10 protein-coding genes are annotated in these 11921 nt (G+C 68.9%); 2 read left to right on the top strand and 8 right to left on the bottom strand.

The window, feature by feature from the left end; genetic code table 11:
• Positions 1-73 precede the first annotated feature (73 nt).
• Genes MKL20_RS07690 through MKL20_RS07670 form a run of 5 tightly spaced genes read right to left on the bottom strand, consistent with a single transcriptional unit; the run spans position 74 to position 5100 of the window.
• A complete protein-coding gene (locus MKL20_RS07690) occupies positions 74-862 on the bottom strand; it encodes an ABC transporter ATP-binding protein (RefSeq protein WP_244036178.1) in 789 nt (262 codons plus the stop codon).
• Positions 859-2202, bottom strand: coding sequence for an ABC transporter substrate-binding protein (locus MKL20_RS07685; RefSeq protein WP_244036177.1), 1344 nt, complete (start codon positions 2200-2202; stop codon positions 859-861). The genes MKL20_RS07690 and MKL20_RS07685 overlap by 4 nt, the downstream gene beginning before the upstream one ends.
• A 51-nt stretch (positions 2203-2253) precedes the next feature.
• The gene (locus MKL20_RS07680; RefSeq protein ID WP_244036176.1) at positions 2254-3288 is read right to left on the bottom strand and encodes a branched-chain amino acid ABC transporter permease; all 1035 of its coding nucleotides are present in this window, start codon (positions 3286-3288) and stop codon (positions 2254-2256) included.
• Positions 3289-3292: 4 nt separating this feature from the next.
• The gene (locus tag MKL20_RS07675; RefSeq protein ID WP_244036175.1) at positions 3293-4186 is read right to left on the bottom strand and encodes a branched-chain amino acid ABC transporter permease; all 894 of its coding nucleotides are present in this window, start codon (positions 4184-4186) and stop codon (positions 3293-3295) included.
• Positions 4183-5100, bottom strand: a complete 918-nt coding sequence (locus MKL20_RS07670; protein WP_244036174.1) for an ABC transporter ATP-binding protein — start codon at positions 5098-5100, stop codon at positions 4183-4185. The genes MKL20_RS07675 and MKL20_RS07670 overlap by 4 nt, the downstream gene beginning before the upstream one ends.
• A 723-nt stretch (positions 5101-5823) precedes the next feature.
• Here MKL20_RS07670 and MKL20_RS07665 point away from each other — a divergent pair.
• Positions 5824-7491 (top strand): methyl-accepting chemotaxis protein, encoded by a 1668-nt coding sequence (locus tag MKL20_RS07665; RefSeq protein ID WP_244036173.1) that lies wholly within the window; start codon positions 5824-5826, stop codon positions 7489-7491.
• 9 nt (positions 7492-7500) lie between these two features.
• Here MKL20_RS07665 and asd read toward each other — a convergent pair whose 3' ends face one another.
• Positions 7501-8400: an archaetidylserine decarboxylase gene (asd, locus tag MKL20_RS07660; RefSeq protein ID WP_244036172.1), complete on the bottom strand. Its 900-nt coding sequence runs from the start codon at positions 8398-8400 to the stop codon at positions 7501-7503.
• Between the two features lie 32 nt (positions 8401-8432).
• Between asd and MKL20_RS07655 the strand changes: the two genes are divergently transcribed.
• Positions 8433-10124 (top strand): aminotransferase class III-fold pyridoxal phosphate-dependent enzyme, encoded by a 1692-nt coding sequence (locus tag MKL20_RS07655; protein ID WP_244036171.1) that lies wholly within the window; start codon positions 8433-8435, stop codon positions 10122-10124.
• 170 nt (positions 10125-10294) lie between these two features.
• On the opposite strand, the gene MKL20_RS07650 is transcribed toward MKL20_RS07655, so the two are convergent.
• Positions 10295-10906 carry a hypothetical protein gene (locus MKL20_RS07650; RefSeq protein WP_243965611.1) on the bottom strand — a complete coding sequence of 204 codons (612 nt, stop codon included), beginning with the start codon at positions 10904-10906 and terminating at the stop codon, positions 10295-10297.
• Between the two features lie 51 nt (positions 10907-10957).
• Complete coding sequence (locus MKL20_RS07645; RefSeq protein WP_091861572.1) at positions 10958-11644, bottom strand: class I SAM-dependent methyltransferase; 687 nt, start codon at positions 11642-11644, stop codon at positions 10958-10960.
• Between the last annotated feature and the right edge of the window lie 277 nt (positions 11645-11921).

Here is an 11921-nt window from a genome sequence, read left to right as displayed (position 1 = left end):
CCGCGGTCTCGCCGATCGAGCGACCCGGTTTCCTGGAGCGGCCGGCACGGACCTTCGGTTATCCGCCCGCCTATCACCCTAGGGCGAGGGCCGCCGGCCGCGGTGCAACCCCGGCGCCGAGATAGAAGGTCTTCACGTCGTCGCGGCTGCGCAGGGCCGCGGCGCTGCCTTCGAGCACGCTGCGGCCGTTCTCCAGGACCACGGCCCGGTGGGCGTGGCGCAGGGCGAGCCTGACATTCTGCTCGGCCACCAGCAGTGTCAGCCCGGCCTCGCGGTTGAGGGTCGTGAGGATCCGGTAGATGTCCTCCACGATCTTCGGCGCAAGGCCCATCGACGGCTCGTCGAGGACGAGGAGGCGCGGTCGGCCCATCAACGCGCGGCCGATCGCGGCCATCTGCTGCTCGCCGCCGGACACGAGGCCCGCCGCGACCGCGCGCTTCTGCTGGAGCCGCGGGAATAGCGTGTAGACCCGCTCCAGATCCGTCCGAAGCTCCGCGCGCGACGCCCCGCGGCCGAGGCCGCCGGTCACGAGGTTCTCCTCGACCGTGAGCGCGCGGAAACAGTGGCGTCCCTCCAGGACGCCGACGAGTCCCCGGCGCACCAGCGTGTCGGTGCGGCTCCGTCCGACATCCGCGCCTGCGTAGGTGATGCGCCCACCCGTGACCTGCCCCCGCACGGCCGGCAGCAAGTTGGAGACGGCCCGCAACAGGGTGGTCTTGCCGGCACCGTTGGCGCCGACCAGCGCCACGATCTCGCCCGCGCCGACATGGAGATCGACGCCGCCGAGCGCGCGGACCGCACCACCGTAGCGGGCCTCCAGCGCCTCGACGCGCAGGAGGGCGTTCCCGGGCTCTCCCGTCACCGGCTTTCCGCCGCTGCGTGCTTGGCGCTGGCCTCCGCCTGTTCCTCGGCAGCGCAGTCGCGCGGGGTCAGACCGTGCTCCTTGGCGTAGGCTGTGGAGGAGGCCTCGATGATCGGGCGCAGGCTGGCCCAGTCCGGGGCGATCCAGTCGGACACGACCGTCCATTTCGCGCCGTCCCATTGCTGGAAGGTGACGCGGCCCTCGCCCTCGTGGTTGGCGCAGGTGACGTTGATCGAGTGGAATAGCCCCTTGGCGCCGAGCTCGGCCACCCGGGTCTCGTCGAGGCGCAGATGCTCGAAGCCCCAGCGGACCTCGTCGCCCGTGAGCGTGCGCTTGCCGAAACGTCCTTGCGCGATCCGCACTGCCTCGACGTTCAAGATTCCATTGAGCACGCCGAGATTGTGATAGACGCTGCCGATGCGCTTCCTGTCGGCGAGGTTGCCGTTCCCCGGCTCGTAGACCTTGCGCACGATCTCCTGGATCACCGGATATTCCGCCCCGGACGCCTGGGTGGTGATCGCGACGTAGCCCTTGGCGGCGTCGCCGGCGGGGATCGCGTCTTCCTCCGAATTGGACCAGACGTTGCCGACGATGTGATCGACCGGGAAGCCAGTCTTCTGCGCCGTCTTCAGGGCGACGGGGTTCATCACGCCCCAGCCGCGCAGCACCACGAAATCGGGCCTCAGGCGCCGGATCGTGAGCCATTGCGATTGCTGCTCGTTGCCCGGATGCGGCACCTCGATCTGCTCGACCTTGAAGCCGTAGGTCTTGGCGAGCTTCTCGTAGATCGGGATCGTCTCCTTGCCGTAGGGCGAGCCGTGGTAGAGCACCGCGATGGTCTTGCCCTTGAGCTTGTCGAGCCCGCCCGCCCGGGTGCCGAGATAGGCGACGATGCCGCTCGTCTCGCTGTAGGGGTTGAGCAGGAGCGGGAAGACGTAGGGAAACACCCGCCCGTCGGTGGAATCGGTGCGGCCGTGGTTGATGGTGATCAGCGGCACCTTGTCGGCGGTGATCCGGTCGATCATCGCGTAGGCGATGCCCACGGAGAGTGGATTCCAGGCGGCGATGCCCGACCGCGATTTCAGCCGCTCGTAGACCTCGACGCCGCGCTCGACCTCGTACTGGGTCTCGCCCTCGCTCCAAGTCAGCTTGACGCCGTTCACGCCGCCGTCGCGGCTGTTGACTAGGTTCAGGTAGTCGATGAAGCCGCCGAAGAAGCCGGTGCCGCCCGCCGCGTAGGGGCCGACCCGGTAGCTCTGGAGCGGGAAATGCTGCTCGTCGGCGCGTGCTCCCCCGGCGAGGCCGAGCAGGGCGGCGCCGGCCAGGAGGGCGGCGCGCATGGGGGTTCTTGAACGCATCGTCGTCTCACAATCGTCGAGGGTGGAAAGACATCAGGCCGCCCGGCCGCGAAGCCGACTGACGGCGCGGTCGAAGAGGGCTGTCAGCCCCGCCGGCTCGCGGATCAGCACGGCGACGATCAGGATCCCGAGCACGATGCGCTGGCACATTTCGAGGGTGCCGGAATCGAAGCCGTCGCCCAGGATCGCGGCGCCGAGCCGAGCAAGGATCAGCGGCAGGACGACGATGAACCCCGCCCCCAGGAAGGCGCCGCGCAGGGTGCCCAGGCCGCCGATGATGACGATGAACAGGATCTGGAAGGAGCGATCGAGGTTGAAGCCCGCGGGTTCCAGCGTCCGCAGATAGGCGAAAGCCCAGAGCACGCCCGCCACCCCGACGATGAACGAGGACAGCCCGAAGGCGAGCAGCTTGGTGCGGGCCACCCGCACGCCGGTGATCCGCGCTGCAATCTCGTGATCGCGGATCGCCACCAGATCCCGCCCGGTCGGCGAGCGCACCAGCCGCCAGGCCGCGAAGGTCAGGAGCACGACCACCGCGAGGGAGAACAGGTAGCGCCCGCGGGCATCCTCGAAGGAGATGCCGGCCACGACGAGGCGCGGCGCGGTGACGATTCCGGACGGGCTGTCGTTGGACAGCCAGCCGATGCGGTTGAGCGCCCAGGCGACGAAGAACTGGACGGCCAGGGTCGACACCGCGAGGTAGAAGCCGCGCAATCGCAAAGCCGGCAGGCCGGCGACGACGCCCGCCAGGGCCGCGACCAGCCCGGCGGCAAAAATCGTGATCGGCAGCGGCAGCACGGGCAGGCGCAGCGACAGGTTGAAGGCGGCGTAGGCGCCGACCGCCATGAAGGCCGCGGAGCCGAGCGAGAGCAGGCCGGCATAGCCGGTGAGCAGGTTCAGCCCGAGGCCGGCGAGCGCCAGCGCCAGGAACGGCGTCAGGATCGCCTCGTACAGATAGCTCGTGCCGACCAGCGGGACGATCCCGAGGGCGATAACCACGAGCAGCAGGAGTCCAATCGTGCGGGCCGGGAGGGCGCGCGGCGCGCTGACGGTCAGGGTGGCGGCCATGAACTCACACCCGCTCGACGCTGCGCAGGCCGAGCAGCCCGGAGGGCCTGACCAGCAGGAAGGCGAGCGCGGCGACGTAGGCGATCCAGCCCTCGATGCCGCCGCCGATGAACGGCCCGAGATAGACCTCCGACAGCTTCTCCACCGCGCCGACGATCAGGCCGGCCAGGATCGCGCCGGCGATGGAGTCGAATCCGCCCAGAACCAGCACCGGCAGGGCCTTGAGCACCACCAGCGACAGGGAGAACTGCACGCCGAGGCGAGCGCCCCACAGGAGACCTGCCACCAGGGCGACGAGGCCGGCGGCGATCCAGACGGCCGACCAGATCCGCGGCAGGCGCAGGCCCGTGTTCAGGGCGGCGAACGGGTCGTCGGCCACCGCCCGGAAGGCGAGCCCGGTCCGGGTGTAGCGGAAGAAGGCCGTGAGGCCGGCGACCATCAGGCCGGCGATTCCCGCGGCGAACAGGTCGAACCGGCTGACCAGCACGCCGCCGATCTCGAACGGCGTGTCGTCGATGCCGAGATCGAGCCCATGCACCTGCGTGCCCCAGGCGAGCTGGGCTGCCCCCTCGATGACGTAGGACACCCCCAGGGTCGCCATGAACAGGGTGATCGGCGGCTGGTTCACCAGGGGCCGCAGCACCGCCCGCTCGATCGCGAGGCCCAGCACGACCATGACTGCCAGGGTCGCCGCGAGGGCGCCGGCGAAGGGCAGCCCGCGCTCCAGGAGGCTCACGAAGGTGAGCGCCGCGAACAGCACCATCGCCCCCTGGGCGAAGTTGAGCACGCCGGAGGTCTTGTAGATCAGCACGAAGCCGATCGCGACGAGGGCGTACATGACGCCGGAGAGCAGGCCGCCGACGATCACCTCGATGAGGAAGGCGAGGTCCGGGTTCATGCCGCGTCCTCGTCGGCGAACCCTTCGGATTCGTCGTCGGACAGGCCCAGATAGGCGGCGATGACCCGCGGGTTCGCCTGGATCTCGGCCGGGGCGCCGGTGGCGATGCGGCGGCCGTGATCCAGCACGGTGACCCGGTCGGACAGGCGCATCACCACGCCGATATCGTGCTCGATCAGGACGATCGCCGTGCCGTACGTCTCCCGCGCCGTGCGGATGAAGCCGCTCATCTCGGCCTTCTCGGTGGCGGTCATGCCGGCCATCGGCTCGTCGAGGAGCAGCAGGCGCGGCCGTGCGACCAGCGCACGCGCCAGCTCCACCCGTTTCTGCAGGCCGTAGGGCAGGCTGCCCGCGCGGCGTTCGGCGACCGCCTGGAGTTCGAGGAGCGCGATCACATCCGACGCCCGGGTCAGATGCGCGCGCGCCTCGCTGCGCGCCGAGGGCAAGCCGAGGAACTGCGCGGCGAGGCCGGCCTTCCGGGCGCCGGCAAGTCCCGACAGGATATTGTCCTGCACGCTCAGGCCGGCGAACAGGGCGAGGTTCTGAAAGGTCCGCGCGACGCCGAGGGCGGCGAGCCGTCCACTTGGCACACGGGCGAACGCCTCGTCGCCGATCCGGACGCGCCCGGCCTGCGGCGCGTAGAGGCCGCTGATCGCGTTGATCAGCGACGATTTTCCCGCCCCGTTCGGGCCGATCACGGCGTGGATCTCGTGCGCCTTCACGGAAAGATCGATCTCCGCGAAGGCGACGGTGCCACCGAAGGCCAACGACAGCCCCTCGACCGCCAGGATCGTGCGCTCCGCCTCCTGTGCCGGAACGCCCTGTCGCGCCGACCGGGCGTCGCTCAGCCGCGCGACCTTGGACCGGCTCTGCGGTCGCGAGACCGGCGAAGTTGGCGGTGAGACATCCTGCATCCGAATGATTGTGCCTGCCCGCAGACCCCGCCCGGGAGCTGCATCAAGGTGAAGAATGATAGCGTCGCTCTAAAGATGTCGACCGACCATCGTCTCATCGCGTTTAGTGCGACACTTAACGATAGCTAGTCTTTAAGACGCGAGTCAAAGGCAGGATTATCTCTTGTCTGATGTTCTTCAAGCCGCGTTTTTCACGATGCCGGCATAGAAAAGAAAATCGTCCGTTCTTTCCCGCAACCCGGTGGCCTGAGGCCGCTTTGAAGCCCACGGATGTGCGTGGACCGCTCCATGCCTACGTCGGGCGATCAGAGCCGCCGCCGACCTCGCGCTGGATCGCGCGACCGTGGCAACCGACATCCTCGTCCAGCGTCCCCACCACTTGTCTAGATCCGAGTCGCATGATTGGATCACGCTGGTGATGCATCGGGCGCTTCACGAACGTCGGCAGTTCTTTCGTCACACGAAAACGTTATCGCTGCCGATAACTCGAATGTTCGAGCGCAAGTATGATTATATTTTGCTGACTACGAAATGTGTTTTTCAGGATATTTTATTCAAAAGATCTAGCGTGTCGTTCTGTCAGTTTCAAAACAAATAGACAATCTATAGTTGATATAAATCACGATATTATCGCGCGTTGCAATTCCATATCGCATTTACCAGCCTGATGCTATCGCGGCTTCATAGCAGCTGAACCGAATTGCCTCGCACCGGACGTCGTCGATGCGCCTGACTATAAAGATCCGCCTCGTCGCTCTTCTCACCGTCCTGGGGGGGCTGCTGTTGGGGACGACGGCGCTCGGAAATCTGGCTTTCTACTGGAACACGAAAAGCCTGCAGACGGTCTTCGAGGATCGCGTCGTTCCGCTCGGTCAGTTCAGCGGCTTGCGCGACGCCTACGACGCCCTGGTCGAGGCGTCGCGGGCCCTGCGGGACGGGAAGACCGATCCACGCGCGGGCGTTCAGAATATCCAGCGCGAACAGGCCATCGTGAAGCGGCAATGGGCGGATTACCTCGCCACCTATCTGACGCCTGAAGAGAAGGTCCTCGCGGCAGACCTTCAGGCGCAGATCGACCGGAACGACGCTCTCATCGGCGATCTCGTGCGGCACGCCGAGGCGAACCAGATCGGCGCCTATGGCGGCGTGCATGCCACGCTCCTGAACGCGATGACCCTGACGCATGCCGCGCTCGGCAAGCTGACGGCCTTGCAGATCCGGGTGGCGCGCCAGGAATTCGAGCAGGCGCGGACAACGTCGAGCTGGACGGGTGCCCTGCTCGTCGCCTCGCTGGTCGTCGCGATCATCGCCATCGCGTACGGCATCGTCACCGTCCTGGTGCAGGTCGCCCGGCCCCTCACCGGCATGACGGGCAGGATGACCCGTCTCGCCTCGGGGGATCTCGACGCGCCGGTCGTCGGCGCGGACCGCCGGGACGAGATCGGCGCCATGGCCGGCGCGGTGCAGGTCTTCAGGGACGCCCTCATCGCCAAACGCCAGGCGGACGCGGATGCGGCCGTCGAGAATGAGGCCAAGAATCGCCGCGCCCAGGTTCTGGACGAGGCCACGCACACGTTCCGCGCCGAGGTCTCGAAGATGACCGAGACCCTGTCGGCGGCCGTCGAGGAGATGGAGGCCACGGCCCAGGCGATGAGCCGGACCGCCGACCAGACGGCGGCGCAATCGCTCAGCGTCGTGTCCGGGGCGGAGCAAACGTCGGCCAACGTGCAGACCGTCGCGGCGGCGAGCGAGGAATTGGCGGCGTCGATCGGCGAGATCAACGTCCAGATCGTCCGGTCCTCCGACATGGCCGAGCGCGCCGCCACCGACGCCGTCCAGACCAACACCATCATGCAGGGGCTGGCCGATGGGGCGCAAAAGATCGGAGCGGTGGTCGAACTGATCACCGGCATCGCCGCGCAGACCAACCTTTTGGCCCTGAACGCGACGATCGAGGCGGCGCGTGCCGGCGAGGCGGGCCGCGGCTTCGCCGTCGTGGCCGGCGAGGTCAAGGAACTCGCCGCGCGGACCGCGAAGGCGACCGAGACGATTTCTCACCAGATCACCGCCATCCAGGGCGAGACGCACCGCGCCGTCGAAGCCATCCAGGCGATCTCCGCGACCATCGTGGAACTCCGCGCCATCGCGGTCGGCGTCACGGCGTCGATGGAGGAGCAGGGGGCGGTCACTCAGGAGATCGTGCGGAGCGTCACCCAGGCGGCCCAGGGCACGCAGGCGGTGACGACCAATATCGGCGCGGTCACCGCCGCCGTCGGCGAGACCGGAGCCTCGGCATCGCAGGTTCTCACCGCCGCCGCGGAACTGTCCCGCCAGTCGGAACGGCTCACCGTCGAGGTCGCGGACTTCCTGGCCAAGGTCCAGGCGGCCTGAACCCGAGCGCTACGCCGAGTCCCGCTGCGGCAACCGCATCAGCGGCTCGCCCATCCGCAGGCGGTCGCCCTCCCGCAGCGTCGGCCACAGGGTGAAGCCCGGCGGGGTCAGCACCACGATGGTGGAGCCGTGCTCGAACCAGCCCAGCTCCGCGCCCTTTTCCAGACGGGCGGTGCAGGGCAACGGGGCGCCGCCCGTACGGCGCAGAGCGACACCCGCCGGCAGGAAGCCGAGGCGCAGGCCCGCCACCAGGATCGCCGCCACCGGCACCAAAGTCACGGCCTGGCCGGCGATCCGCAGGCGCAGCACGGCCCGCTCGTTGCGGCAGAACAGGGCCTCGACGCGCTTCAGCGCGATCGGGTTCACGTTCCAGGTGTCGCCCCAGATGTGGCGGACCGATTCGACCCGCAGGTCGTGGGGGGCATGGAAGCGGTGATACATCCCGGCGGTCAGCCGGAGGGTCGCGTAGGCGCCGCCTTCGTGGGCGCGGGCCAGCTCCGCGTCACCCCCGAGCAGGTCGGCGAGGCTGTAGGACAGGCCCTTGATCTGGTGCAGCCGGCCGGCCTCGATCCGGCCATGCGCGCCCAGGATCGCGTCGCTCGGGCTCACCAGGATCGTCGGGTCCAGGGCGACCGGGCGGGCACCGGGGCGCAACGCGCGCACGAAGGCGGCGTGGAGGCTCGGAAACCGGGTCTCGGCGGCGTCGCTGAGATCGACATCGCAGAACAGGCGCCAAGTCGCGATCGAGACATCGCGCAAAAGCGGCTGCTCGATCCGGCTGAACCAGCCCATGAAGCGGGTGGCGAGCCGGCGCGGCAGCCGGTTGGTCAGCAGAAAGTTCAGATCCTCCTGGGCGCCGACCTGCGCCAGGGCGCGCCGCAGCCGTGATCCCGCCGAAACCGTCATCATGCCGTGAATTGCCTCCGATACGGCGTGGGGCGATGTCCGCACTCCTCGCCACCCTGTCCGCCACAGCCGCAGCCGCGGTGATCGCTCTGCCCAAGGCTGCTCAGCGCCTGCAGCTGTCGCGAGCCAAGCATCCCTCGCTCACCGGCCACGCCCGGATGGCCCGGCGCGTGGCCGGGCTGATCCCGCATTACGCCTATTCCGAGCGCGCCTTCTTCCGCTCCGACGACCCGGACGAGACGGTGGCGCTGCGGCGGGAGAACGGCTTCGCCCGGCTGGCGGACCTCTACCGGACGCGGTTCGCCCGCACCCGGGCCGAGACCGAGGCCGTGCGCGACGGACTCTCGGATCTCCAGTTCACCGGCCTGTATCGGGTGCCATTCCAGTATGCCGGGCACGTGCGGGCGCATCTCGGGGCCGGGGCCTTCGCGGCGGCCTCGGAGGGCGTGACCATCACGGATCTCGACGGCAACGTCTTCTACGACCTCGCCGGGTCCTATGGGGTCAACCTGTTCGGCGTGGATTTCTACCGCGCCTGCCTGGAGGACGGCGCCGCGAAGGTGAACGCCCTCGGCCCCGTGCTGGGGCCGCTGCACCCGGTGGTCACCGGCAACGTGGCGCGGCTCAAGGCGCTGTCGGGCCTCGACGAGGTCTCGTTCCACATGTCCGGCACCGAGGCGGTGATGCAGGCGGTGCGCCTCGCCCGCTACCATACCGGCCGGCGCCGGATCGTGCGGTTCTGCGGCGCCTATCACGGCTGGTGGGGCGAGGTGCAGCCGGGTATCGGCAACCCGGTGCCGACCAGCGACACGCTCACCCTCGCCGACATGTCCGCGCGGACGCTGCGGGTGCTCGCCAGCCGCCGGGATGTGGCCTGCGTGCTGGTCAATCCGCTCCAGGCCATGCACCCGAATGCCGGCGCGCCGTCCGATTCCGCCCTGGTCGACAGCGGCCGCAAGGCCGCCTTCGACCGCGCGGCCTATACCCAGTGGCTGCAGGAGCTGCGCGCGGTCTGCACGGCCAACAAGATCGTGCTGATCTTCGACGAGGTCTTCCTCGGATTCCGCCTCGCCCGCGGCGGGGCGCAGGAGTATTTCGGCGTGCGCGCCGACATGGTGACCTACGGCAAGACCTTGGGGGGCGGCCTGCCGGTGGGCGTCATCTGCGGGCGTGCTGACCTGATGCGGCGCTTCCGGGACGACCGTCCGGTGGACATCTGCTTCGCTCGCGGCACCTTCAACGCCCATCCCTACGTGATGGGCGCCATGGGCGCGTTCCTCGACCGGCTCGAGACCCCGGAGGTCGCTGCCCTGTACCGCGACCTCGACCCGACCTGGGATGCCCGGGCCGCGCGGCTGAACGCCCTGCTGGCGGAAGCCGAGCTGCCGGTGCGGGTCGCCAACATGTCCACGGTCTGGACGGTCCTCTACACGCGGCCGTCGCGCTACAATTGGATGTTGCAATTTTACCTGCGTGCCGAGGGGCTGGCCTTGTCCTGGGTGGGGACCGGCCGGATGATCTTCAGCCTCGCCTACGACGACGCGGCGTTCGAGGCGGTCGCCGCGCGGTTCGTGGCGGCGGCGCACGCCATGCGGGCGGATGGCTGGTGGGAGGGCGGCGCCCCGACCGACAAGGCGATCCGCCGGGCGATCCTGCGCGAGGTCGCGGCGATCCGACTGGGCAAACTCGGCGCTCGTCTCGGCCTTCAGGCCCCGGACCAAACCTGATCTGGGATTCCAAAGGGCCGCCGGCCCTTTGGCAGGGTTCGGGGCGTGCAGCCCCGAGTTTGCAGGGCTCCGCCCTGCACCCGCAAAAGGTCGATGACCTTTTGAAACCGGGACTTTCCCGGCATCACCGAGGCGGGGGAGCCCCCAGCTCGGTGATGCCCAGGTGACGTTCAGGCGCCGTGCTCGTGCGGCTCGTGCTCCTCGACCATCTCACCCTGCAGCAGGGCCAGCGGCGCCTTGTGGTAGAGCTTGATGTCGTGGAACGGGTCCGTAAGGATCTTGGTCGCCCAGACCAGGCCAGTCTGCACGTCGCGCAAGAAGAACAGCTGCACGGTGCGGAACAGCAGGCCCGCACCCGCCAGCCACAGCCAGATCCAGCCGACGTTGCGGATCAGGTCCGTGGTCGTCTGGTGCGGCTCGAGCAGGCCGAACAGGGTGGGATCGAAGTAGAGCGGCAGCGGCGACAACGCCCAGATCGCCAGCAGAACGATCTTGCGCTGGAGATTGTAGCCGACCTTGATCTCTTCCTTGTGCTCGTGCGTGGCGTTGTTGACGTGGTCGTAGCCCTTCGGCTCGAAGAACAGGTGGCCTGCCTGCCGGCTCGTCATCGCCAGGAGCCAGCCGATCAGCGCCGCCGTCGCGGGATCCTTGAAGGCCAGCGCGTAGGCCACCAGGAAGCTCACGGCACTGACCACGTGCAAGCTCTGGTTGATCCGGTTGTGGTGATAGTAGCGGTGGTCGTCCCAACGCTGGACGCGCAGCGCCTCAAGAAAGCTCGCCATGCCGTGCTTCTCCGATCGATGGTGGGTGGGCTGGTTTGAAGGCTTGCGCGCTCAGGCGTCGCGCTTGCGCAGGCGGATGAGGGAGAAGTGGCCGAGCGGCGGCAGAGCCCGGCGCTCGACGACCTCCACCGGGGCGGTCGCCGCCCAGGCGGCGTAGCGTTCCCAGGAGAATTCGGTCCGCCAGCCGAGGCGGCTCGTGATCGGCATCAGCGTGTGCTCGACCAGGCGGCGCAGGCCGCCCTCGGCGCCGATCCGGGTGGTGATGACGATCTCGCCGCCGGGGCGCAGCACCCGGGCGAACTCGTCGAGGGCGGCCTCCGGGTTCGGCACCGCGGTCACGACGTACTGAGCCACGACCACGTCGAAGGACGCGTCTCCGAAATCGAGATGCTCGGCATCCATGACGGCGAGGCGCTCGACGTTGCGCAGGGCCAGCCGCGCGACGCGGCTGCGCGCCTTCTCCAGCATCGGCGCCGAGATATCGATGCCCACGATGCTGGCCGCCCGCCGATAGGCCGGCAGGGACAGCCCGGTGCCGACACCGACCTCCAGGACACGGCCGCCGATCCGCTCGGCCGCCGCCGCCGCCAGGGTCCGGCCCTGGGCGAAGACCGGGCCGAAGACGAGATCGTAGACCGGCGCCCAGCGGCCATAGGCCTTGGCCACGCCGTCGCGATCGAGATCGGGGCCGAGCGTCGCCGCTCGCGGCGAGCCGGTGCTTTGCGTTCCGAGGGCCATAGGGTCCTGTCTCTCGCTGTCTGTCAGGTTGAGGCACCCGCTCCCCGGCTGCGTCGCGCGCCGAGGGATCCGGGATTCGGGGGGAAGGCCGGGCTCAGGCTCGGATCCGGACCACGCTGGGTTCAGGCCCCGGCAGCGGCGCCGGTTTCGGTGGCGCTGATCCGCGTGCGGCAACCCGTTTCGAGCGGCCGCCGTCTGTCGTTCGATGCGGGTGATCCGCCGAGGACATCACAGACATCGTGAGGCCGCGATCAGAAAAAACGGCGGCGCCGAAGGC

This window comes from Methylobacterium sp. E-066 (genome assembly GCF_022829635.1).
Classification (GTDB): Bacteria; Pseudomonadota; Alphaproteobacteria; order Rhizobiales; family Beijerinckiaceae; genus Methylobacterium.
Note: the sequence above shows the minus strand (reverse complement) of the source record. Positions and strands in the feature narration are given on the sequence as shown.

Coding starts and splice junctions, on each gene's coding strand:
- MKL20_RS07670 (WP_244036174.1), bottom strand. CDS start 5,100: ATGCAGGATGTCTCACCGCCAACTTCGCCGGTCTCGCGACCGCAGAGC.
- asd (WP_244036172.1), bottom strand. CDS start 8,400: ATGATGACGGTTTCGGCGGGATCACGGCTGCGGCGCGCCCTGGCGCAG.
- MKL20_RS07650 (WP_243965611.1), bottom strand. CDS start 10,906: ATGGCGAGCTTTCTTGAGGCGCTGCGCGTCCAGCGTTGGGACGACCAC.
- MKL20_RS07655 (WP_244036171.1), top strand. CDS start 8,433: ATGTCCGCACTCCTCGCCACCCTGTCCGCCACAGCCGCAGCCGCGGTG.
- MKL20_RS07680 (WP_244036176.1), bottom strand. CDS start 3,288: ATGGCCGCCACCCTGACCGTCAGCGCGCCGCGCGCCCTCCCGGCCCGC.
- MKL20_RS07665 (WP_244036173.1), top strand. CDS start 5,824: ATGCGCCTGACTATAAAGATCCGCCTCGTCGCTCTTCTCACCGTCCTG.
- MKL20_RS07675 (WP_244036175.1), bottom strand. CDS start 4,186: ATGAACCCGGACCTCGCCTTCCTCATCGAGGTGATCGTCGGCGGCCTG.
- MKL20_RS07685 (WP_244036177.1), bottom strand. CDS start 2,202: ATGCGCGCCGCCCTCCTGGCCGGCGCCGCCCTGCTCGGCCTCGCCGGG.
- MKL20_RS07645 (WP_091861572.1), bottom strand. CDS start 11,644: ATGGCCCTCGGAACGCAAAGCACCGGCTCGCCGCGAGCGGCGACGCTC.